Below are 21,463 nucleotides of genomic sequence, written 5' to 3' on the forward strand. Positions count from 1 at the left end.
CTCAGCGAGCCCTACAGGAGGTCGTCGCCCGCGGGTGCCTGCTCGTCCGATGCGTCGGGTTCGTCCGACTCGGTGTCGGTCGAGGACTGCGTGGGCGTGGGGGTCGGCGTCGGCGTCTCCTCGGCGGGCGGGGCGACGGTCTGCACGGCGTCCATGCCCGTCTGACCCGACTCGCGCTGCTCCGTGCCCGAGCACATCGCGCTGTAGGCGGCCGAAACGAACTGATCGGTCTCGCTGATCGTGACGGTCGCCGACGTCGTCGACGGGTCGAACGACTGCGACTCCGAGCCGTCGGAGAAGGTCGCGCCGGAGAGGGTGACGTTGTAGGCCGAGACGGAGCCCGTCCCGCTCGGGCACGTGTACGAGGCCCAGTTGAGCTGGGCCTCCTCGCCGCGAACGAGCTCGCTCTCGCTGAAGGCGGGCGCCGTGCTCGGCGCCGGAATGTCGACGAGGTTGCCGTAGGAGGTGACGGTGACCGCGGTGCCGGGGTCGACGAACCCGCCCGGGTCGACGTTGTAGATCACACCCACCTGGTCGGAGCTGGCCGCGGAGTCGCCCGACACGCAGTTCAGGGTGATCTGCGCGTTCTCTTCAGAGACCCGCTGGTTCGCCTCGTCGCACGTCATGCCCTCGAGGCCTAACGCCGTGACGTCGACCCGATCAACCGTCGGCGTCGGCGTCGGGGTGGGCGTCTGCGACGGGGTCTGCGACACCGACGGGCTCGCGGTTGGCTCGGGGTCGTCGCCGAAGAATCCCGTCGCCATGCCCCACACGGTGCCGATCAGGACGAGCGCGAGGAGGGCGATGAGCGCGATGAGCGGCCACGTCCACGGGCTGCGCTTCTTCTTCTTCTCTTCCGGGGCGTCCTCGGTGGTCATCGGCAGCGCCGCCGTCGTCGGCATCATCGTCGTTGCCGCGCCTGTGGCGCCGAGGAGCTGGGTCATCGCGTCGTCGTCGCCGAGGGTTCCCGCGGCCGCGATCATGGGCGCCGCCGCGACGGCGGCCTCCAGGTCGCCGCGCCGGAGGGCGTTGCAGGCGCGCGAGACGGCGGCGGCCGAGGCCGGGCGCTCGTCGGGCTTCTTCGCGATCATCGCCATGACGAGGCGGCGCACGGGGACCGGCACGCTCTCCGGCAGGGGCGGCGCGGTGTCGTTGATCTGCGCCATCGCGATCGCGACCTGCGACTCGCCCGTGAACGGGCGCTTCCCGGCCAGCGACTCGTACGCGACGATGCCGAGCGAGTAGATGTCGGTCGCGGGGCTCGCGGGGTGTCCGGAGGCCTGCTCGGGCGAGAGGTACTGCACGGTTCCCATGACCTGACCGGTCGCCGTAAGCGGCACCTGGTCGGCGATGCGCGCGATGCCGAAGTCGGTGATCTTCACGCGCCCGTCGGGCGTGATGAGGAGGTTTCCCGGCTTGATGTCGCGGTGCACGAGCCCCGCCGCGTGCGCGGCCTGCAGGGCCGACGCGGTCTGCGACACGTAGTCGAGGACCTGGTCCGAGGGCAGCGAGCTCTCGCGCTCGAGCAGCGTCGAGAGCGCCTCGCCCGGCACGAGCTCCATGACGAGGTACGCGGATCCGTTCTCCTCGCCGTAGTCGAAGACGCTGGCGATGCCCTCGTGGTTGACGAGCGCGGCATGGCGGGCCTCGGCGCGGAAGCGCTCCAGGAAGCCCGGATCCCCCATGTACTCGTCCTTGAGGATCTTGATCGCGACCGTGCGCCCGATGACGTGATCGGTCGCCTCCCAGACCTCGCCCATACCGCCGATGGCGATGCGGGAGATCAGCTCGTATCGCCCACCGAACGTCACACCTTGCGTTGGCCTCATTGTGCGAGCACCGCCTCCATGACCTTCTTCGCGATGGGAGCCGCGATCGTGTTTCCCGAACCTGTCTGTCCTACTCCGCCGCCGTCTTCCACCACGACGGCCACGGCCACCTGCGGATCGTCCGCGGGGGCGAACCCGGTGAACCAGAGGGTGTACGGATCACCGTCGGCGTTCTCCGCGGTGCCCGTCTTCCCGGCCACGTCGACGCCTTCTATTCTTGCACCCGTCGCGGCGCCTTCCGCGACGCTCGAGACCATCATGTCGGTCACGGCATTCGCCTCGTCGGCCTCCAGCGCGCGGCCCCACTCCGACGCCGTCGTGCTCTCCTGCACCGACAGGTCGTCCCCGAGGATCTGGTCCACCATGGTCGGCTGCATCACGACGCCGTCGTTCGCGATGCCGGCCGTCGTCAGCGCCACCTCGAGCGGGGTCGCGACGACCTGGCCCTGGCCGAATCCCGTCAGGCCGGTCTGGTCGTCGCTGAGGTCCGCCGGGTAGTTCGACGCGGTCACGGCGAGGGGGATCGAGAAGTCGGCGTTGTATCCGAACTTCTCGGCCTGCTCGCGGATCGCCTCGTCCCCGAGCTCCACGGCGAGCTCGGCCATGGGCACGTTGCAGCTCAGGGAGATGGCCGTCGCGAGGGTCACCTCGTCCCCGCCGCCGCACGTGCCGCGCGAGGCGTTGTACACGTTCGTCGACGTCCCGGGCAGCTCGTAGGCCGACAGATTGTCGAACGTGCTGTCCGGCGTGTAGTCGCCGGAGGCGAGCGCGGCGGACGCGACGACGAGCTTGAAGGTGGATCCGGGCGGGTACCACTGGCTCGTCGCGCGGTTGACGAGCGGATCGCTCTCGTCGGCCGCGAGCGCGTCGTACGTCTCCGTCGCCGCGGCCCCGTCGTGCACCGAGAGGGCGTTCGTGTCGAATCCCGGCGTCGAGACGAGCCCGAGCACGCGCCCCGAGTCGGGCTCGATCGCCACGACGGCGCCCGAGTAGCCCGCTCCCACCATGGCCTCGTAGGCCGCGCGCTGGACCTCGGGATCGAGGCTCAGCTCGACCGACGACCCCCGGGGCGCCTGGCCGCTGATGATCTGCTCGAGCCGCGCGAGGAACGCGGAGTTCGCGAAGCCCGACAGCTCCTGGTTCATGGCCTGCTCGATGCCGGACGCCGATCCGAGGGCCGGGTTGAAGAACCCCGTCACGGACGCCCACATCTCCGGGTCCTCGTACATGCGCTGGAAGGCATAGAGGTCGTCGGACGACTGCGATCGCGCGATCTGCGTGCCGCCCGCGATGATCGGCCCGCGGCGCACCTCGTACGAGTCGTAGAGGGTGCGGCGGTTGTTCGGGTCGCTCGCGAGCGAATCCGCGTGCACGACCTGAATGATGCTCGTCGACGCGAACAGTGCCACGAACATGAACACCACGATGATGCTCAGGCGACGGATCTCCTTCGTCATCAGCCGATCACCGCCCTCGGTTGACGTCGTACGGCGTCGCTGACCCGAAGGAGGATGGCGACGATGAGCCAGTTCGCGAGGAGCGAGGATCCGCCCGCCGCGAGGAAGGGCGTCGTCAGGCCCGTCAGCGGGATCACGCGGGTGACGCCGCCGACCATGATGAACACCTGGAGCGCGAGCGTGAAGGACAGCCCGACCGCGAGCAGCTTGCCGAAGTCGTCCTGGCCCGCCACGCCGACCCGCGCGCCGCGGCTGACGAACACGAGGTAGAGCGCGAAGATCGCGAACAGCCCGACGAGCCCGAGCTCCTCGCCGAGGCTGGGGATGATGTAGTCGCTGTTGGCGACGGGCGTCAGGGCGGGGCGGCCCTGGCCGAGGCCCGTGCCGAACAGCCCGCCGTGCGCGAGGCCGAAGATGCCGTTGACGAGCTGGTAGCTGCCGCCCGCGGGGTCGTTGTACAGCTCGTTGTCGAAGGCGTGGATCCACGCGTTGAAGCGGTTGTGGACGTACGGCATCACGAAGGTCGCCGCGACCGCGCCCGCGGCCGCGAGGCCCACGCCGATGAGCACCCAGCCCGTCTTGCCCGTGGCGACGTAGAGCATCGCGACGAACATGCCGAAGATGAGCATTCCCGTGCCGAGGTCGCGCTGCGCCACGATGATGACCATCGAGACCAGCCAGATGACGAGCAGGGGCCCGAACTCGCGGGCGCGCGGGAAGGTGAACCCGAGGATCCGCCGCCCGGTCGAGGTCAGGCTGTCGCGCGTGCGCACGAGGTAGCCGGCGAAGAAGATCGCGAGGCAGATCTTCGCGATCTCGCCCGGCTGGAAGTAGAAGCCCGCGACGTGGATCCACACGGTCGCGTTGCCGCCGCCGTTGAGGAAGGGCACGAACGGCAGGACGAGGAGCACGAGGCCCGTGAGGCCGAACACGTAGGTGTAGCGGAACAGGACGCGGTGGTTCGCGAGGAACCAGACCGTCAGGCCCGCGAGGGCGACCGAGAGCATCGCGTACTCGAGCTGGTGCTGGCCGGCCTCCGTGTCGAGCGAGAGGTCGATCCGGTAGATCATCGCCGACCCGAGCCCCGTGAGGAGCAGGGCGATGGGCAGGAGGAACGGATCCGCCTGCGCGGCGCGGATCCGGAGCACGACGTGCAGCGCGAGCGCGAGCGCCGACAGGATGCCGACGACGACGAGGATCCCCGTCTGGATCTCGCCGAGCGCGCCGAACTGCACGAGCACGAACGCGCCGCCGGTGAGCACGATCGCGCCGATCAGGAGGAGGAGCTCGCGGTTGCGGAGCCGCTGGGCGGCGCGGATCCGCCGCAGGTCCCGCGTGACGCCGCGGTCCTTCTTCGCCTTCTCGTCGGGGGTGACGTCGGTCATTCGTCGCCTCCTTCCGAGGGCGTCGGCGACGGCGTGGCCGAGCGGGTGGGCGTGGGGGTGGCGCTCGGCGTCGGATCGAGGTCGGCGGGATCCGCGTCCTCGTCGGCCGTGCCGGCGTCGAGCCGCGCGCTGAGGTTCTCGACGATCTGCTGCGCCTCGGCGAGGGAGCTCGCGCTGATGGTCTCGACGATCCGGTCGCGCCACGCGGCGGGGAGGTCCTCGAGCAGGATCCCCGTGTCCTCGTAGGGCGTCGCGAGCGCGACCGGGCCGACGGACTGCTGGATCCCCTGGTAGATGACGATGCTGTCCTCGTCGGCGCCGACGAAGTAGCGCGTCTGGGTCCAGCTGTAGAACGCCACGGCGCCCGCCGTGAGGGCCGCGATGAGGAGCACGAACGAGGCGATCCCGACGATGCGGCGCCGGCGCGTGCGGCGCCGGTCCTCAGCGATGAGCTCCTCGAGGTATTCCGTGTCGGGCTCGAAGTGGCTCGGTTCGTTCGCGGCCGCGCGGGTCGGGTGTAGCCAGCCCGTGGGCAGCAGTGAGCGGGAGGCGGGGACGACCACGCCGTTCGGGTTCGAGGCGGATCCGACGATCGTCGGCGTGCCCGTGTAGAGCGGGTGCTGGCCGCCGACGTCGACGATGACGATCGTGACGTTGTCGGGGGCGCCGCCGTCGAGCGCCTGCTTCAGGAGGCTGTCCGCGGTGCGGGCGGGCGGCATCTCCTGCCGGAGGGTTTTCGACAGGTGCGCCTCGTCGACGACGCCCGAGAGGCCGTCGGAGCAGAGCACCCAGCGGTCGCCGGGCCGGGTCGGCATGATGAACGTGTCGACGTCCGGGTGGGCGTCCATGTCGCCGAGGACGCGCATCAGGACGGATCGGCGGGGGTGGAAGCGCGCCTCCTCCGGCGTGATGCGGCCGGTCTCGACGAGGCGCTGCACGAAGGTGTGATCGGTCGTGATCTGCGTGCACTCGCCGTCGCGGAACAGGTAGATCCGCGAGTCGCCGATGTGGCCGATCACGGCGTACTCGTCGACCATGATGATCCCGCTCACGGTCGTCCCAAGCCCCGCGAGCTCGGGCCGGCGCGCGGCGACGTCGATGAGGTCGCTCGCGGTCGAGACGATCGTGTCGCGGAGCGCCTCCTCGGCGCGGGCCGGGGTGTCGAAGTGCTCGTCGAGCGCCTGCAGGCGGCTGATCGCGACCGCCGAGGCGACGTCGCCGCCGGCGTGCCCGCCCATGCCGTCCGCGACGACGAAGAGGTTCGAGCCCGAATAGCCCGAGTCCTGGTTGTTCGACCGCACGCGCCCCGTGTGGGAGATGGCGGCGCTGGATCCCTCGAAGACCATCGGTCGTCGGCTACTTCCGCAGCTCGAACGTCGTCGCGCCGATCTTGATGGGCGCGCCCACCGTCACGGCCACGGGCGAGTTCGGGGCGACCTTGTGGCCGTCGTGGAAGGTTCCGTTTGTCGAGTCGAGGTCCTGCAGCATCCACTGGTCGGCGTACCGGACGAGGCGCGCGTGGTGGCTGGACGTGTAGTCGTCGCGGATCACGAGGCCCGCGTCCGAGGAGCGCCCGATCGTGAGCGGCTCGGATCCGAGGGGGATCTCGAGGCCCTCCTTCGGGCCGGAGGTGATGACGATCTTCGTCGCGGTGCCCGCCGTCGCGGGCGCCGCCTGGGCCGCGCGCGGGATGTCGTGCGCGACGGTCTGGGCGTTCGGATCCGCGGGCCCGGCGGGCGCGGGCGCGCGCGTCACGCTCGGGGCCTCGGGCAGCTTCTGCACGCGGCCGCCGAACACGTCGGCGCGCAGGGCGAAGATCAGGATGAAGACAAACACCCACAGCAGCAGGAGGAACCCGTACTGGAGGATGAAAAGGGTCAGCTCGCTCACGACCGGCCTCCCCGGAACGCGTCGATGATCTGCGTCGCGTCCTGCTGGTCGGGCAGCGGGCGTCGCGTCGGCTGCGCCGTCGCGACGACGCGGAAGACGATGTTCGTCCGGCCGATCGTGATCGTCTGCCCGTCCGCGAGACCCGCCTCGCGGATCCGCTGGCCGTCGAGTTTGGATCCGTTCGTGGAGCCCAGGTCGCGAACCATGGCGCGCTCGCCGTCCCACAGCACCTCGACGTGGCGGCGGCTCGTGCCCGAGTCGGCGATCGTGATGTCCGAGTCGGAGCCGCGGCCGATGACGGTGCGCGCCTGCGAGATGGTGTGACGGCGGCCGTCGACGTCGAGCGCCGCCTGCCAGGAGACCTGCCCCTCGGGGGAGGAGCTCTCGACCTCGATCGTCCCGGTCGCGACGCCGTCCGCCGCGCGCACCTCGATCGAGAGGGGGCCGGAGAAGCTGTAGCCCTGCGCCCGCGCGTGCTTCTCGACGACGGAGCGCAGCTCGGCGTCGAGCGCCGAGCCCAGGCCGCGCATGCGCTCGGCGTCGGCGGCGCTCAGCCGCACCTCGAAGCGGTGCGGGGTGAGGATCCGCTCGCGGCTGACGACGGCGGCCTTCGTGTCCATCTCCCGGCGCAGCGCCGCGGCGATCTCGACGGGCTGGATGCCGCTGCGGAAGGTCTTCGCGAACGCGCCGTTGACGGCGCGCTCGAGGCCCTTCTCGAAGCTGTCAAGCAATCCCACGGTGCTCCTCGGTGTCGGTACGGGGTATGCGTCATGGTACTGGTGGCGGCTGTGGCGCGCGGGAGCGGTCCGATTCGCGGCGCCCCGTGGGGACATGCTATTCTCGGGAAGTTGAGTTCGTGCGTAGCGCGAACGCGCGCAAGTGGCGGAATCGGTAGACGCGCTGGCTTCAGGTGCCAGTGTCCTTACGGACGTGGGGGTTCAAGTCCCCCCTTGCGCACAGCGAGCCCCGGCCAGATCTGGCCGGGGCTTTTTCGTTCCCGGGCGGCTGTGGCGGGCCCGGTAGCGTGGGGTCATATGCGCACGGGCGACGAGACCATGACCCCCGACGAGCTGGAAGACCTCTGCCGCGCGGCGGTGCGCGGGGCCGGCGGCGGGCCCCGGACGGCGGACGTGCTGGCCCGCGCGACCGTGGCCGCCGAGCGCCGGGGGCGGTCGTCGGTCGGCGCCGGGCACCTCCTCGACTACCTCTCCGCGCTGCGCGAGGGGAGGCTCGCGGGCGAGGCGGATCCCGTCGTGACGCGGCCCCTGGTCGGCACGGTGCTCGCGGACGCGCGCGAGGGCACGGCGCACGCCGCGTTCGAGGCCGCGCTCCCCGAGCTCGATGCGGCCGCGCGGTCCTGCGGCGTGGCGGTGCTGTCGATTCGCGGCGCCTTCTCCGCCGGCGAGCTCGGCTGGTACGCCCGTCGGCTCGCCGATGACGGCCTCGTGGCGCTCGTCGCGGGGAACTCGCCCGCCCTCATGAGCGCGTTCGGCGCCCCGGCGGCCGTCACCGGCACGAATCCGCTCGCGTTCGCGCTCCCGCACCCCGACGGGGTGCGCGCGTTCGACCAGGCCTCGAGCGAGACGGCGTGGGTCTCCGTGCGCGACGCGGCCGCGCGCGGCGAGGAGCTGCCGGAGGGGTGGGCGCTCGGGAGCGATGGCCGGCCCACGACCGACGCCCGCGACGCACTCGACGGGGCGCTCGTGCCGTTCGGCGGCGCGAAGGGATCCAACATCGCGCTCATGATCGAGCTGCTCGCCGTCCTCTCCGGCGGCGCGCTCTCGCGCGAGGCCGCCCCGTTCGACCGCGGGTCGGAGTCGCCGCGCCTCGGCCTGTTCGCGCTTGCCCTCGACCCGAACGCGTTCGACGCGGGCTACTCCGAACGGGTCGAGGCGCACCTCGCGCGTCTCGCTCAGGCGCACGGGGCCGACTTCGGCCGGCGCCGACCGCCCCTGGAGCGGATCCTCCTGGAGCCGCGGATCCGCCGGGCGCTCGCGGACGCGGCGGGGGTCGCCGCATGAGGTCGCGCCGCACGATTCAGGCCGTCGAGGCGCACACCGAGGGGCTCCCCGTCCGGGTGGTGACGGGCGGCGTCGCGCCGCTGCCGGGCGCGACGATGGCGGAGCGCCGCGAGCGGTTCATCGCCGAGCGCGACGACCTGCGCCGGTTCCTCGTGAACGAGCCGCGCGGGCACGGGACCCTCTCCGGCGCGATCCTGCAGCCCGCCACGCGCCCGGACGCCGACTGGGGCGTGCTGTTCATCGAGGTGACCGGCGTCCTGCCGATGTGCGGGGCGGGCACGATGGCCGTCGCCACCGTGCTCGTCGAGACCGGGATGGTCGAGGTGTCGGAGCCGGTGACCGAGGTGCGCCTGGACACCCCGGTCGGTCTCATCACCGTGCGCGTCGAGGTGCAGGACGGCGAGGCGCGATCCGCCACGATCGTGAACGTCCCCTCCTTCCTCCTCGCCGCGGACGCGAGCGTCGAGGTTCCTGGGCTGGGGAGCGTGACGTACGACATGGCGTACGGGGGTAACTTCTACGCGATCGTCGACGCGGAGAGCCTCGGCCTGGAGGTGGAGCGCGGATCCGCGGCGCGGCTGACCGAGGCGGGAACCGCGATCATGCGCGCGATCGAGCGGGACGCCCGGCCCGTCCACCCCGTCACGGGCTATGCGGGCTGCGAGCACGTGGTGTTCCTGGCCCCCGGATCCGACGCCCAGCGCTCGCGCCACGCGCTCATCAACTCCCCCGGCTGGCTCGACCGGTCGCCCGGCGGGACGGGTACGAGCGCGCGCATGGCGCAGCTCCACGCCCGCGGCCAACTCGGAATCGGCGACGCGTTCGTCAACGAGTCCTTCATCGGCACGAGCTTCACGGGTCGCCTCGTCGAGGAGACGCGCGAGGGCGGGGTGCGCGCCGTGCGACCCGAGGTGACGGGGCGCGCGTGGATCACGGGAACCGCCGAGTTCCTTCTGGATCCCGCGGACCCGTTCCCCCACGGCTACACCGTGGAGTAACGGCCCCGCGGATCCGCCTCAGCGCTCGCCGCGGGCGAGCTTCGACGGCCACCACACGCCGCGGCCGATGTCGGTCGCGAGCGCGGGGACGAGGAGCGTCCGCACGACGAAGGTGTCGAGCAGCACGCCGAACGCGACGATGAACGCGAGCTGTGCAAGGAAGAGGATCGGGATGACGCCGAGCGCGGCGAAGGTCGCCGCGAGCACGATCCCGGCCGACGTGATGACCCCACCCGTGACCGTGAGGCCGCGGCGGATCCCCTCCCGCGTGCCGTGGACGAGCGACTCCTCGCGCACGCGCGTCATGAGGAAGATGTTGTAGTCGATTCCCAGGGCGACGAGGAAGACGAACCCGAACAGCGGCACCGCCGGATCCGCCCCCGGGAAGTCGAACACGTGGGTGAAGAGCAGGCCCGAGACCCCCATCGCGGTGCCGAACGACAGCACGGTCGTGAGCATGAGCAGCACCGGCGCGAGGATCGAGCGGAGCAGCAGCATGAGGATCACGAGGATCACCGCGAGCACGACGGGGATGATGAGATTCCGGTCGTGGATCGAGGCGTCGTTCGTGTCGATCGCGGTCGCCGTGACGCCGCCGATGAGGACCCCGTCCGGCACGTCCGCTCGGAGGGCGCGCACGGTGTCCGCGGCGGCCTCGGAGTCGGCCGCGTCGGTCAGCGTCGCCTGCAGGAGGACGTTGCCGTCCGACACCGTCGGCTCGGGCGCGGGGGTGCCGGGAGGGCCCGCGGCCTGGAGGCCGTCGGGCGTGACGGTGGCGGATCCGCTCGGCGTGTCCGCTGCGACGATCGTCACGCCGTCGACTCCCTCGGCTTCGAGCAAGACGTCGGCGGTGTCCTCCCAAGCGTCCTCGGGCGTCAGGACGAGCGCGGGGCTGCCGGATCCGCCCGGGAAGTGCTCGCCGAGCGCGGTCTGGCCGTCGCGCGCCTCGGACGCCCCGAGCACGAGGTCGGACTGGGGCACACCGGAGGCGTCGAGCTGCGTGATGCCGAGGCAGCCGATGGCGAGGACGATCGTGGTCCCGATCCAGATCCGGCGCGGCCGCTTCTGCACGCCGTCGGCGATCCGCTCCCACAGCCCCGCGCGGGCGGGCGCCGGGTTCTCGGAGAAGCGGGGAACGCGCGGCCAGAACGCGGCGCGCCCGAACGCGAACAGGAGGGCGGGGAGGAAGGTGAGCGCCGCGAGCATCGCGAACACGATCCCGATGGCGGCCACGGGTCCGAGCGTGCTGTTGGACTTGAGGTCGCTGAGCAGCAGGCAGAGGAGCCCGGCGATGACGGTGCCGCCGGAGGCCACGATCGGCTCGAAGGACCCCTTGACGGCGCGGAACACCGCGGCACCCTTGTCCTGCGTCGCCCGCAGCTCCTCGCGGAACCGGGCCACGAGGAGGAGGGAGTAGTCGGTCGCCGCGCCGATGACGAGGATGAACAGGATCCCCTGGGTCTGCCCGCTGAGCAGCAGCACCTCGAACTTCGCGAGCCACCACACCGTCAGCAGCGCGACGCACAGCGCGAACAGGCTCGTCGAGAGCACGACGATCGGCAGCAGCGCCGAGCGGTACACGAGGATGAGGATCACGAACACGGCCGCGAGGGCGACGCCGAGCAGCAGGCCGTCGATGCCCGAGAACCCGGCCGCCAGATCGGCGGAGAACCCGGCCGGACCGGTCACGTAGACCGCGACGCCGTCCGGCATGCTCGCGCGCAGCTCGTCGCCGAGCTCGACCACGACGTCGCCGAGCTCGCCGTCGCTGTCGAGCGGGACGAACGCCTGCGCGGCGCGACCGTCGTCGGACACGAGGGCGGGGGAGACGTCGCCGGCGACCGCGTCCAGCTCCGCCGCCTCCGCGAGCGCGTCGTCGATCGCGGCGACATCGGTCTCCGCCAGCTCGTCGTCGCCGACGAAGACGACGACCGCCGGGATGGCGTCCGAATCCGAGAAGTCGCCGCGCGCCTCCTGGACGGCGGTCGCGTCGGCCGATTCGGGCAGGTAGGTCGTCTGGTCGTTGGACGACACCTCGCTGACCTTGCCGAAGAGGGGGCCGCCGAACGAGGCGCCGGCGAGCCAGGCGAGGATCAGGAGGGCGGGCAGCACGACGCGGATGATCCGGGCTGCCGTGCCCCGCGTGCGCGGGCGGTGCGGGGCGGCATCGCCCGAGGGAGGTGCGGGGGCAGTCGTGCGGCGGGACATGGGGTGCTCCTGGTCGCTCGGAGGCGGAAAACGTCGGCTATCGCTCGACATCGATAGTATCTAGCCTATCTAGTAATAACAAAGAGCAGAAGCTACCTTTCCTGCGGTATTGCACCGTATGCACGCGCGTGCAGGGTGAATCTGTGGGTGAGCTATTCACCCGCCGGATCCCCTCGGAAGGGCCGTCAGCGCGCCCGGCGGACTGTATTCTGGTCGCAGACGTCCTCTCTCGGTCGTCCGGCCCTCACTGTTTCCCCCCGACGGTGAGGGCTGTTTTCGTGTTCGGGCAACGAATCCGGCGCGAGCCCTGTTGTTTCGCCATGTTGGTGGGCTAGGTTGGCAGGCGTCGACGTGAAATTGCGACGACATCCGCCCCGATAGAACGGCAGTACATGAGCACGCAGGGCACCGTCAAGTGGTTCAACTCGGAGAAGGGCTTCGGCTTCATCTCCCCCGACGAGGGCGGCCAGGACGTCTTCGCGCACTTCAGTGCGATTCAGACCAAGGGATACCGCTCGCTGGAGGAGAACCAGCGCGTGGAGTTCGAGGTCACGCAGGGCCCCAAGGGCCTGCAGGCCGACAACATCGTTCCGCTCTAAAGACGAAGCGCGAACACCCGCGACGCCCCGCACCTCTCCCGAGGTGCGGGGCGTTGTCGTCTCTCAGCGGCGCCGGGCGCGGTCCCGGGCGAGCGAGGCGGCGGTCTGCGCGTCGGCCACGGCCGTGCGCGCCGCCGTGAGCGCCTCGACTGCGTTCGACGATTGGCGCGCCACCGCGAGGTGTCGGCGCGCCTGGTCGAGCGCGACGCGAGCGTCGATCTCGGCGCCGCGCACGTAGGTCTCCGACCGCGCGAGCGCGCTGCGCGCCGCGCTGAGGGTGCCGGGGAGCGCGCTGCGCGCGGCCCGCATCTGCTGCTGTTCCGTGCGCAGGTCGGCCAGGGCGTCGTCGAGGCGCGCGCGTAGCCGGGCGATGCGCTCGTTGGCCGTGACGGGGCGGCGGTCCGCGGCGCGCATGGCCGAGTCCAGCGCGACGGACGCGACGCGGATCGCCTCGGCCACCCGGGGGGCGCGCTCGCCGGTGACGGTCTTCTGCGTCCCGGCGGCGGCCCGGATCGCCGACGCGGCGGCGCGCTGTTCGTCCTCGATCGCGAGGTAGGCGTTCTCGACGAGCCGGTGGGTCTCCTCGAGGAGGCGGGCGGCGCGCCCGGCGCGCTCGAGGGCCGTCTCGACCTCGATCAGGTGCGCCCGCAGGGCCCCTGGATCCGCCGCCTCCGCGGCCGCGTAGGCGCTTTCGGCGTCGGCGAGCGCGCCGAGGGCCTCGTCGTCCGCCGTCGCCACGCCCTCCCACTCGCTCTCGTCCGCGATCCGGGCGAGCTCGGCGCGGAGCGCGCGGGGGTCTCCGATCGTCGCGGCCGCGGCGTCGATCCGCTCCCGCGCGACACGCAACTGGTCGGCCGCGGGCGCGTGCCGCGCGACCCACGCGTCGTTCTCGGCGCGAGCGGATCCGGCGCTCGCGATGGCGTCGGCGACCCGCGCGCGCGTCGCCCGCGCCTCGGCGCGGCGTTCCGCGGGGATCCGCGCCGGGTCGGCCGCGCGGCGATACGCGACGAAGGCGTCATCGCGCGTGTGATGCGTTGCCAGGCGCGCGCGGCGCAGCGACGCGGGCTGCTGCCCCCGGTACAGCGCGCCCGAGAGCGCGAGCTCCCGATCGAGCGCCTCGCCCGCGTCGTCGAGCTCGACGAGGGCGCGTCCCAGCTCCGCGAGCTCCTCCTGGGCCCGGGCCCGCGCACGCGGCCCCGTCCGGGCGATCCGCCGCGCGACGAGCCCCACGGCCACGAGCACACCGAGAGCGACCGCGGCGCTCACGAGCCAGCCGGCGGCCCCCATTCCCCACATTCGGCGCTCAGCCGTCGATGAGCAGGGGGCGCAGCTCGGCGGGCGAATCGACCGCCGCGATGGATCCGGCCTCTTCGGACGGCGCGCCGAAGCCCCAGCGCGCGAAGATCACGGGCACGCCGAACTCGGCCGCGCCATCGATGTCGTGATGCCGGTCGCCGACGAGGACGGGGCGCGAGACATCGATGCCCTTCGCCTCCAGGTCGGCGAGCGCGCGGCCGAGCACGTGGGCCTTCGTGTCGAGCACGTCCGCGTCCGGGACGGCGCCGTGGATGGCGTCGAACTCGGGGGCCAGGCCGTAGTGCGCGAGGATCGCGGTCACCTGGTTCTCGGGCTTGGTCGACCCGGTCGACTGGGGGATCCCCGCGGCGTGGACCTCGCGCACGAGCTCCGCGACGCCGTCATAGAGGCGTACCGACTCGGCGTACCCGTCCTCGCCGGCGAGCGCGCGGTAGCGCGCGACGGCGCGCTCCGCGTCTCGGCGGTCGAGGCCCGCGAGCGCCTGGAACGACTCGAGCATGGGCGGACCGATCCAGAGGTTCACCTGATCGTCGGCCATGGGCGGCCGGCCCATCTCCTCGAGCACGCGTGCGACGCGGGGGAGGATCCCCGCGGACGCGTCCGCGATCGTGCCGTCGACGTCCCAGAGGACGCAGGACCAGGGAGAGTTCGCCATGCCCCCACCCTATGCACCGCGCGGCCGGGCGGGCGCCCGGCAAGCGCCGGGCGCGGTCAGAACAGCGTCGGCACCCCGCTGTCGATGCCCTTCATGGCCTCGTAGTCGAGGGTGACGCAGCGGATCCCGCGGTCGGTCGCGAGGGTGCGCGCCTGCGGCTTGATCTCCTGCGCCGCGAAGACGCCCTGGATGCCTGTGAGGAGCGGATCCCGGCCGAGGAGGTCGAGGTATCGGGTGAGCTGCTCGACGCCGTCGATGTCCCCGCGGCGCTTGACCTCCACGGCGATCGCGACGCCGGCCGCGTCGCGCACGAGGAGGTCGACGGGGCCGATCGCGGTCGGATACTCCCGGCGCACGAGCGTCGCGCCGTCGGCGATCAGGTCGACCTGCTCCGCGAGGAGGCGCTGCAGGTCCGACTCCACACCGTCCTTGATGAGGCCCGGATCGATCCCGAGGTCGTGGGTGGTGTCGCTGAGGATCTCGTGGATCCGCACCGTCAGCGCGTCGCCCGTCTTCTGGTGGGTCACCTTCCACACCTCGACGACGCCGGCGGACGCGAGCTCCTCGTCGATCTCGCCGCGGTCGAGGCGGCACGGCGGACTCATCCAGTTCAGCGGCTTGTAGCTGCCGCCGTCGGAGTGGATGAGGAGGCTGCCGTCGCCCTTGTGCATGAGCACACGGGTCGCGAGCGGGAGGTGGGCGTTGAGGCGCCCCGCGTAGTCCACGGAGCAGCGGGCGATGACGAGGCGCACCGTGCGAGCCTAACGCGGGGGAGCGGCCAATCCGGCGCCATTCGCCCCAGGATCAAATTCCGCCCATAGAATAGAAAACCCGCCACCACCCGCCGCCGGCACGACGACGAGGAGACGCCCATGCTCGCGATCCTCGCCGTGTTCGGAGTCGTGGCGCTCTTGCTCCACCCGCTCGCCCGGGTCCTCGGCGCCCGCGTCTTCTACGTCGCGGCCCTCGCGCCGCTCGCCGGCCTCGTGCACGCGATCGCGATGACGGGCCGGGTGCACAGCGGATCCATTCCGTTCGAGTCATACGAGTGGATTCGCCCCCTCGGGATCGAGATCTCGATGCGGATGGACACCCTGAGCTGGCTCATGACGCTCATCGTCTCCGGCGTCGGCGTGCTCGTGGTCGTCTACTGCGCCGTCTACTTCCGCGGGAAGAAGGACGGCATCGGCCGGTTCGCGGCGGTCCTCATCGCCTTCGCCGGCGCGATGTACGGGCTCGTGCTCACCGACGACCTCATCATGCTCGTGATGTTCTGGGAGATGACGAGCGTCCTCTCCTACCTCCTCATCGGACACGCCTTCACCCGCGCGGCCTCGCGCCGCGCCGCGCTCCAGGCGCTCATGACGACGACCCTCGGCGGCCTCGTCATGTTCGTCGGAGCGGTCATCCTCGTGGTCTCGGCCGATACGACGTCGATCGCCGCGATGCTCGAGGATCCGCCCACGGGCGCGCTGATCGACGCGGCGCTCGTGATGCTGCTCGTCGGCGCCTTCAGCAAGTCCGCGATCTTCCCGTTCCACTTCTGGCTGCCCGGCGCGATGGCGGCGCCGACTCCGGTCAGCGCCTACCTGCACGCGGCGGCCATGGTGAAGGCGGGTATCTATCTCCTGGCGCGCTTCGCGCCGGGATTCGCGGATGCCGCGCCCTGGCAGCCGCTCCTCGTGTCCTTCGGGATTTTCACGATGCTGCTCGGCGGCCTCCAGGCGATGCGCGAGAGCGACCTCAAGCGGATCCTCGCCTACGGCACCGTGAGCCAGCTCGGCTTCATCGCGATGGTCGTCGGGTACGGCGAGCGCGACACCGCGCTCGCCGGCATCGCGCTCGTGCTCGCGCACGCCCTCTTTAAGGCCGCGCTCTTCCTCGTCGTCGGCATCATCGACCGGCAGCTGTCCACGCGCGACATCCGTCGCATCAGCGGGGTCTTTCGTCAGGCCCCCGTCCTCGCGGTCGTCGCGACCATCGCCGCCGCGTCGATGGCGGGCGTCCCGCCGCTCCTCGGGTTCGTCGCGAAGGAGGCCGCCCTGACGGCGCTCCTCGAGGACGCCCTGGCCGGGAGCGTCTGGGGGTGGATCGCCCTCGTCGGCGTGGTGATCGGATCCATGCTCACGACGGCATACGCCATTCGCTTCGTGTGGGGCGCGTTCGGGCGCAAGCGCGACGCGCAGGGTGAGCGCCTGCCCGACACCGCGTGGCCGGATCCGCCGCTCGGGTTCATCTTCAGCCCGCTCGTCCTGGCCGCGCTCACGGTGGCGGGCGGCCTCGCGGTCCCCGCCCTCGACCTCGTGCTCGCGCCCTACGCCGACACGGCGGGGGAGGGGCACTACCACCTCGCCCTCTGGCACGGCCTGGAGCCCGCCCTCGGGCTGTCCGCGCTCGCGCTCGCGGCGGGCGGCGGCATCTTCTGGCTCGTGAACGCCACGGGATGGGACCGCACGGGTCGCATCCTGCCCTTCCAGGCCCAGGACGTGTACTACCTCGTCACCCGATCCGTCGATCGCCTCGCGGTCGCGGTCACGCGGCGCACTCAGCGCGGTTCGCTGCCCGTCTACGTCGGCACGATCTTCGTCGTGCTCGTCGCGGCCGAGCTCGCGGCGTTGATCGCGGGCGGCGGGTGGGAGATTCACCTCGACGCCTGGCAGCACCCGGTGCAGCCGGTCGCCGCGGCGATCATGATCGCCGCGGGGCTCCTGGCCGTGCGCGCGAAGAAGCGCTTCACGGGCGTCGTGCTCGTCTCGGTGACGGGGCTCGGCATGGTCGTGCTCTTCATCCTGTCCGGCGCCCCCGACCTCGCCACGACGCAGGTGCTCATCGAGACCGTGACGCTCGTCGCCTTCTCGCTCGTGCTGCGGCGGATCCCGGCCCGGCTCGGCACCCACAACGGATCCGCGGGCCGTCTCGTGCGCGCGCTGATTGGCGTGGCGGTGGGCGCAACGATGGCCGTCGTCGCGGTCGTGGCCACCGGCGCGCGGATCGCGGAGCCCGTGTCGACCGCCTGGGCCGAGCTCGCGTACGAGATCGGTCACGGCAAGAACGTCGTCAACGTCGCGCTCGTCGACCTGCGCGGCTGGGACACCATGGGCGAGCTCAGCGTCCTCGTGCTCGCGGCCACGGGCGTCGCGTCGCTCGTGTTCGTCACGGCCCGCGGCGACCGGCTCACGGCCGCGCGCAAGAAGGTCAAGAGCAAGGTGCCCGCGGCCGCCCGCCGGGCGGCGCGGCGCGCGCCGCTCGTGGAGACGACCGAGGGAATCCGCGTCCAGACCCCCGAGAACGCCGACCACCCGCGCGCCTGGCTCATCGGGGGGCAGGCGATGAGCGCGCGCTCGCGCGCGCTCATGCTTGAGGTCGTCGTGCGGATCCTCTTCCACACCCTCATCGTCGTGTCGATCTACCTCGTCTTCGCGGGCCACAACCTTCCGGGCGGCGGCTTCGCCGGCGGCCTCGTCGCGGGCCTCGCGCTCGTCATGCGCTACGTCGCCGGCGGGCCGTACGAGCTGGGCGTCGCGGCGCCGACCGACGCCGGCCACCTGCTCGGCGGCGGCCTCGCGATCGCGGTGGGAACGGCGCTCGCGCCGATGCTATTTGGCCTGGATCCGCTGACCCGCGCCATCTGGGAGGCCGACGTGCCCGTTCTCGGCCACATCGAGTTCGTCTCGTCGACGTTCTTCGACATCGGCGTCTATCTCGTCGTGATCGGCCTCGTGCTGGACGTGCTGCGCTCGCTGGGCGCCGAGGTCGACCGCCAGATGAGCGAGGGGGCCCGCGCATGAGCGTCTCCGTAACCCTCGTGATCGTCATGGCGGCGCTGTACGCGCTCGGCGTGTACGCGATGCTCGAGCGCAGCCTGACCCGGGTCCTGTTCGGCTTCCTCCTCCTCGGCAACGCGACGAACCTCCTGCTCCTCATCGTCATGGGCTTCCCGGGCGTCTCGCCGTTCTACGGCGCCGAGGGCGCGAGCGACCCGTTGCCGCAGGCCCTCATGCTCACCGCGATCGTCATCACTTTCGCCGTGAGCGCGTTCCTGCTCGCGCTCATCTACCGGTCGTGGCAGCTGGGCGAGGCCGACACGGTCCTCGACGACGCCGAGGACCTCGCCGTGCGGCAGCGGGCTGAGGAGACGGAAGACGCGCTCGACGTCGAGGAGGAGACCGCGGAGGTGGACGACGAGCAGACGACCGACTTCACGGACGGCGCCGCCGCGCCCCTGACGGCCGCCATCGAGGAGACGAGGCGCGAGCCGTGAGCAACCTCGTTCCCCTCTTCGTCATGCTGCCGCTGCTCGGCGCGGCCTTCACGCTGCTGGCGGGCCGCCACCGCCGCCTCCAGGTCGGCGTCTCCGTCGCGACGCTCACGGCGACCTTCGTCCTCGCCGTCGTCATGCTCGTCGCGGTCGACCAGGGCACCCCGCTCGCGGTCTCGGTGGGCGGATGGCCGTTACCGTTCGGCATCGTCCTCTACGTCGACCGCCTCGCCGCGCTGCTCGTTGCCGTCTCGAGCATCGTGCTCCTCGCGGTCCTGCTGTTCTCGGTCGGGCAGGGCGCCGCCGACGGCGACGACGAAACCCCCGTGTCGATCTTCCACCCGTCCTACCTCATCCTCGCGGCGGGCATCTTCGACACGTTCATCGCGGGCGATCTCTTCAACCTCTACGTCGGGTTCGAGATCCTCCTCGTGGCCTCCTACGTGCTCATCACGCTCGGATCGACCGAGTCGCGGATCCGCACGGGAACCGTCTACATCGTCGTCTCGCTCGTCTCGAGCATCATCTTCCTGTCGGCCATCGCCGTGATCTACGGCGCGCTCGGCACCGTGAACATGGCGCAGATCGCCGAGCGGATGGTCGAGATCCCGCCGGACGTGCAGATGGTGCTCCACGTGATGCTGCTCGTCGGCTTCGCGATCAAGGCCGCCGTGTTCCCGCTGTCGTTCTGGCTGCCCGACTCGTACCCGACCGCGCCCGCCCCCGTGACGGCCGTCTTCGCGGGGCTGCTGACGAAGGTCGGCGTGTACGCGATCATCCGCACCGAGACGCAGCTGTTCCACGACAGCAACCTCAATCTGGTCCTGGCGATCGTCGCGGTGGCCACGATGATCGTGGGGATCCTGGGCGCGATCGCGCAGGCCGAGCTGAAGCGGATCCTCTCCTTCACGCTCGTCAGCCACGTCGGCTACATGATCTTCGGCATCTCCATCGCGACGGAGGATGCCGTCGGCGCGACGGTGTACTACATGGTCCACCACATCGTGGTGCAGACGACCCTGTTCCTCGCGGTCGGTCTCATCGAGCGCTACGCCGGGTCCACCTCGATCCTGCGGGTCAAGGGCCTCGTCGCCGCGAGCCCGCTCATCGCCGCCGTGTACTTCGTGCCGGCCCTCAACCTCGGCGGCCTGCCGCCCTTCTCGGGCTTCATCGGCAAGTACGCGCTGTTCAAGGCCGCCGCGGGCGTGGGAACGCCGATCATGTGGGTCGCGATCGGCGCGGGCATCCTCACCTCCCTCCTCACGCTCTACGCGCTCATGCGCGCCTGGAACCTCTCCTTCTGGCGCGAGAAGGAGGACTCGAGCGAGACCGAGGCCCGCATCTCGTACCTCGAGAAGGCGCCCGACGCCGACGCGCAGGGCGAGCGGCGCGCGATCCCGCGCATCATGGGGGCCGCGACGATCGGGATGGTCGCGGCGACCCTTGCGCTGACGGTCTTCGCGGGGCCGATCTACGAGGTGTGCGAACGCATCGGCGAGTCTCTGCTTCAGCCGATCTCCCTCGTGCAGCTCGAGGGGGTGGAGCAGGACACATGACCCGCCGTTCCTGGATCCGTCACTTCTGGACGCAGCTGCCGTTTTTCGCGTGGCTCGTCGCGATCTGGATGCTCCTCTGGGGCCAGTTCACCTGGCTCGCCTTCTTCACGGGCATCGCCGTCGCGATCTTCGTCACCGCGGTGTTCCGCCTGCCCGCGGCCGAGCTGACGGGCCGCGTCAACCCGCTGTGGCTTCTCGTCGAGGTCGTCGTCTTCCTCGCCGAGCTCGGATGGGGCGCTCTGCAGGTCGCGTGGCTCGCGATCGCCCCCGGAACGCCGCGCACCGCGGTCGTCCGGGTGCCGTTGCGCGTTGACGACGACCTCATCATGACCCACACGGCCGTGGCGCTCTCGCTCGTGCCGGGCAGCACCGTCATCGAGGAGGACAGGGCCCGGCGGATCCTGTACCTCCACGTCATCGGCGTGCGCTCGGACCGCGACATCGAGCGCGCGCGCGCGAGCGGGATGCGCTGGGAAGCACGGATCGTGCGCGCCGTCGGGTCGCGCGAGGAGCTCGCGCTCGTGCGATCGGGCGCCCGGCCGTACGCCGACCGCCGCGCGGAGGAGGGGGAGTCGTGACCGTCCAGACCGTTCTCGTCGCCGTCATCGTCGGGGTGTTCGCGCTCGCCGCGGTGCTCACGATCGTGCGGATCGTGCGTGGGCCGTCCATCCTCGACCGCGCGATCGCGAGCGACGTGCTGCTCACCGAGGTGCTCTGCATCATGGGCGTCGAGGCCATCGTCCACCAGCGCACCGACACCCTTCCCGTGATGCTCGCCATCGCCGTCACGGGCGCGCTCGGCACGATCGCGGTGGCGCGCTTCGTCGCGCGCCGAGACGCCACGAACGAGGGGGCGTGATGCTCGAGATCATCGGCCTCGTTCTCGCGCTCGCGGGGGCCCTGTTGTGCCTGACCGCGGCGATCGGGTTGCTGCGCTTCCGCGACGTTCCCTCGCGCCTGCACGCCGCGACGAAGCCGCAGATCCTGGGCCTCGTGCTCATCGCGGCGGGCATCGCGGTCGCGCTGCAGTCGTGGGCGGTCGCGGCGTTCCTCGTGCCGATCGTGCTGATCCAGCTGGCCGTCGCCCCGCTGGCGGCCCACATGGTGGGTCGCCAGGCCTACCGCAACGGGCGCATCGATCGCGACACGCTCGTCGTCGACGAGCTCGACTGACCCGCTCGCACTCCTGCTCCCGCGCCCACGGCGGGGCTTGACGCGCGCTTGGTCCTGTGGTTACTTAGTTAAGTAACTAACCAAGGCACGCGAGGAGGTGGCGCCATCGACGAGTCG

General features: G+C 71.4%; 19 protein-coding genes and 1 tRNA gene. 10 read left to right on the forward strand and 10 right to left on the reverse strand.

Annotated features, from left to right (window positions below; genetic code table 11):
* Positions 1 to 11: 11 nt before the first annotated feature.
* Genes G8E01_RS01765 through G8E01_RS01790 form a run of 6 tightly spaced genes read right to left on the reverse strand, consistent with a single transcriptional unit; the run spans position 12 to position 7,298 of the window.
* Positions 12 to 1,829: a serine/threonine-protein kinase gene (locus tag G8E01_RS01765; RefSeq protein WP_166314995.1), complete on the reverse strand. Its 1,818-nt coding sequence runs from the start codon at positions 1,827 to 1,829 to the stop codon at positions 12 to 14.
* A complete protein-coding gene (locus G8E01_RS01770; protein WP_166314997.1) occupies positions 1,826 to 3,286 on the reverse strand; it encodes a penicillin-binding transpeptidase domain-containing protein in 1,461 nt (486 codons plus the stop codon). Before G8E01_RS01770 ends, G8E01_RS01765 begins: the two co-directional genes overlap by 4 nt.
* Positions 3,286 to 4,671, reverse strand: a complete 1,386-nt coding sequence (locus G8E01_RS01775; RefSeq protein ID WP_166315000.1) for an FtsW/RodA/SpoVE family cell cycle protein — start codon at positions 4,669 to 4,671, stop codon at positions 3,286 to 3,288. The genes G8E01_RS01770 and G8E01_RS01775 overlap by 1 nt, the downstream gene beginning before the upstream one ends.
* Positions 4,668 to 6,017, reverse strand: coding sequence for a PP2C family protein-serine/threonine phosphatase (locus tag G8E01_RS01780; RefSeq protein WP_166315003.1), 1,350 nt, complete (start codon positions 6,015 to 6,017; stop codon positions 4,668 to 4,670). Before G8E01_RS01780 ends, G8E01_RS01775 begins: the two co-directional genes overlap by 4 nt.
* Before the next feature lie 10 nt (positions 6,018 to 6,027).
* Positions 6,028 to 6,561: an FHA domain-containing protein FhaB/FipA gene (locus tag G8E01_RS01785; protein WP_166315006.1), complete on the reverse strand. Its 534-nt coding sequence runs from the start codon at positions 6,559 to 6,561 to the stop codon at positions 6,028 to 6,030.
* On the reverse strand, positions 6,558 to 7,298 hold the full coding sequence (locus tag G8E01_RS01790; RefSeq protein WP_166315009.1) for an FhaA domain-containing protein: 741 nt from the start codon (positions 7,296 to 7,298) through the stop codon (positions 6,558 to 6,560). Before G8E01_RS01790 ends, G8E01_RS01785 begins: the two co-directional genes overlap by 4 nt.
* Before the next feature lie 136 nt (positions 7,299 to 7,434).
* Between G8E01_RS01790 and G8E01_RS01795 the strand changes: the two genes are divergently transcribed.
* The 3 genes from G8E01_RS01795 (at position 7,435) to G8E01_RS01805 (ending at position 9,580) form a co-directional block, all read left to right on the forward strand.
* A tRNA-Leu gene (locus G8E01_RS01795) sits at positions 7,435 to 7,518 on the forward strand.
* A 77-nt stretch (positions 7,519 to 7,595) separates the two neighbouring features.
* Complete coding sequence (locus G8E01_RS01800) at positions 7,596 to 8,582, forward strand: Ldh family oxidoreductase (RefSeq protein ID WP_166315012.1); 987 nt, start codon at positions 7,596 to 7,598, stop codon at positions 8,580 to 8,582.
* The gene (locus G8E01_RS01805) at positions 8,579 to 9,580 is read left to right on the forward strand and encodes a proline racemase family protein (RefSeq protein ID WP_166315014.1); all 1,002 of its coding nucleotides are present in this window, start codon (positions 8,579 to 8,581) and stop codon (positions 9,578 to 9,580) included. The genes G8E01_RS01800 and G8E01_RS01805 overlap by 4 nt, the downstream gene beginning before the upstream one ends.
* 18 nt (positions 9,581 to 9,598) lie before the next feature.
* On the opposite strand, the gene G8E01_RS01810 is transcribed toward G8E01_RS01805, so the two are convergent.
* The gene (locus G8E01_RS01810; protein ID WP_166315017.1) at positions 9,599 to 11,788 is read right to left on the reverse strand and encodes an MMPL family transporter; all 2,190 of its coding nucleotides are present in this window, start codon (positions 11,786 to 11,788) and stop codon (positions 9,599 to 9,601) included.
* A gap of 392 nt (positions 11,789 to 12,180) precedes the next feature.
* Here G8E01_RS01810 and G8E01_RS01815 point away from each other — a divergent pair, with 392 nt between their 5' ends.
* Positions 12,181 to 12,387 carry a cold-shock protein gene (locus G8E01_RS01815; protein WP_166315020.1) on the forward strand — a complete coding sequence of 69 codons (207 nt, stop codon included), beginning with the start codon at positions 12,181 to 12,183 and terminating at the stop codon, positions 12,385 to 12,387.
* A 63-nt stretch (positions 12,388 to 12,450) separates the two neighbouring features.
* On the opposite strand, the gene G8E01_RS01820 is transcribed toward G8E01_RS01815, so the two are convergent.
* Genes G8E01_RS01820 through nucS form a run of 3 tightly spaced genes read right to left on the reverse strand, consistent with a single transcriptional unit; the run spans position 12,451 to position 15,111 of the window.
* Entirely contained in the window at positions 12,451 to 13,674 is a 1,224-nt protein-coding gene (locus G8E01_RS01820; protein ID WP_166315023.1) for a hypothetical protein, read from the reverse strand.
* Positions 13,675 to 13,690: 16 nt separating this feature from the next.
* A complete protein-coding gene (locus G8E01_RS01825; protein ID WP_166315026.1) occupies positions 13,691 to 14,359 on the reverse strand; it encodes an HAD hydrolase-like protein in 669 nt (222 codons plus the stop codon).
* A gap of 56 nt (positions 14,360 to 14,415) precedes the next feature.
* The gene (nucS, locus tag G8E01_RS01830) at positions 14,416 to 15,111 is read right to left on the reverse strand and encodes an endonuclease NucS (protein ID WP_166315029.1); all 696 of its coding nucleotides are present in this window, start codon (positions 15,109 to 15,111) and stop codon (positions 14,416 to 14,418) included.
* Between the two features lie 120 nt (positions 15,112 to 15,231).
* On the opposite strand from nucS, the gene G8E01_RS01835 reads away from it, so the two are divergent.
* From G8E01_RS01835 to mnhG, 6 genes are read left to right on the forward strand one after another with little or no spacing between them, the layout of a single operon-like run.
* Positions 15,232 to 18,147: a Na+/H+ antiporter subunit A gene (locus G8E01_RS01835; protein ID WP_166315032.1), complete on the forward strand. Its 2,916-nt coding sequence runs from the start codon at positions 15,232 to 15,234 to the stop codon at positions 18,145 to 18,147.
* Positions 18,144 to 18,620 (forward strand): Na(+)/H(+) antiporter subunit C, encoded by a 477-nt coding sequence (locus G8E01_RS01840; RefSeq protein ID WP_166315035.1) that lies wholly within the window; start codon positions 18,144 to 18,146, stop codon positions 18,618 to 18,620. Before G8E01_RS01835 ends, G8E01_RS01840 begins: the two co-directional genes overlap by 4 nt.
* On the forward strand, positions 18,617 to 20,173 hold the full coding sequence (locus tag G8E01_RS01845; protein WP_166315038.1) for a Na+/H+ antiporter subunit D: 1,557 nt from the start codon (positions 18,617 to 18,619) through the stop codon (positions 20,171 to 20,173). Before G8E01_RS01840 ends, G8E01_RS01845 begins: the two co-directional genes overlap by 4 nt.
* On the forward strand, positions 20,170 to 20,751 hold the full coding sequence (locus G8E01_RS01850) for a Na+/H+ antiporter subunit E (protein WP_166315041.1): 582 nt from the start codon (positions 20,170 to 20,172) through the stop codon (positions 20,749 to 20,751). The genes G8E01_RS01845 and G8E01_RS01850 overlap by 4 nt, the downstream gene beginning before the upstream one ends.
* Positions 20,748 to 21,032 (forward strand): monovalent cation/H+ antiporter complex subunit F, encoded by a 285-nt coding sequence (locus G8E01_RS01855; RefSeq protein WP_166315044.1) that lies wholly within the window; start codon positions 20,748 to 20,750, stop codon positions 21,030 to 21,032. Before G8E01_RS01850 ends, G8E01_RS01855 begins: the two co-directional genes overlap by 4 nt.
* Complete coding sequence (gene mnhG / locus G8E01_RS01860; protein WP_166315047.1) at positions 21,032 to 21,346, forward strand: monovalent cation/H(+) antiporter subunit G; 315 nt, start codon at positions 21,032 to 21,034, stop codon at positions 21,344 to 21,346. Before G8E01_RS01855 ends, mnhG begins: the two co-directional genes overlap by 1 nt.
* Positions 21,347 to 21,463: the final 117 nt, after the last annotated feature.

The sequence above is a fragment of the Microbacterium excoecariae genome (genome assembly GCF_011326725.1).
Taxonomy (GTDB): Bacteria; Actinomycetota; Actinomycetes; order Actinomycetales; family Microbacteriaceae; genus Microbacterium; species Microbacterium excoecariae.

Coding starts and splice junctions, on each gene's coding strand:
- G8E01_RS01840 (WP_166315035.1), top strand. CDS start 18,144: ATGAGCGTCTCCGTAACCCTCGTGATCGTCATGGCGGCGCTGTACGCG.
- mnhG (WP_166315047.1), top strand. CDS start 21,032: ATGCTCGAGATCATCGGCCTCGTTCTCGCGCTCGCGGGGGCCCTGTTG.
- G8E01_RS01780 (WP_166315003.1), bottom strand. CDS start 6,017: ATGGTCTTCGAGGGATCCAGCGCCGCCATCTCCCACACGGGGCGCGTG.
- G8E01_RS01800 (WP_166315012.1), top strand. CDS start 7,596: ATGCGCACGGGCGACGAGACCATGACCCCCGACGAGCTGGAAGACCTC.
- G8E01_RS01770 (WP_166314997.1), bottom strand. CDS start 3,286: ATGACGAAGGAGATCCGTCGCCTGAGCATCATCGTGGTGTTCATGTTC.
- G8E01_RS01805 (WP_166315014.1), top strand. CDS start 8,579: ATGAGGTCGCGCCGCACGATTCAGGCCGTCGAGGCGCACACCGAGGGG.
- G8E01_RS01835 (WP_166315032.1), top strand. CDS start 15,232: ATGCTCGCGATCCTCGCCGTGTTCGGAGTCGTGGCGCTCTTGCTCCAC.
- G8E01_RS01820 (WP_166315023.1), bottom strand. CDS start 13,674: ATGGGGGCCGCCGGCTGGCTCGTGAGCGCCGCGGTCGCTCTCGGTGTG.
- G8E01_RS01815 (WP_166315020.1), top strand. CDS start 12,181: ATGAGCACGCAGGGCACCGTCAAGTGGTTCAACTCGGAGAAGGGCTTC.
- G8E01_RS01775 (WP_166315000.1), bottom strand. CDS start 4,671: ATGACCGACGTCACCCCCGACGAGAAGGCGAAGAAGGACCGCGGCGTC.
- G8E01_RS01850 (WP_166315041.1), top strand. CDS start 20,170: ATGACCCGCCGTTCCTGGATCCGTCACTTCTGGACGCAGCTGCCGTTT.
- G8E01_RS01810 (WP_166315017.1), bottom strand. CDS start 11,788: ATGTCCCGCCGCACGACTGCCCCCGCACCTCCCTCGGGCGATGCCGCC.
- G8E01_RS01825 (WP_166315026.1), bottom strand. CDS start 14,359: ATGGCGAACTCTCCCTGGTCCTGCGTCCTCTGGGACGTCGACGGCACG.
- G8E01_RS01765 (WP_166314995.1), bottom strand. CDS start 1,829: ATGAGGCCAACGCAAGGTGTGACGTTCGGTGGGCGATACGAGCTGATC.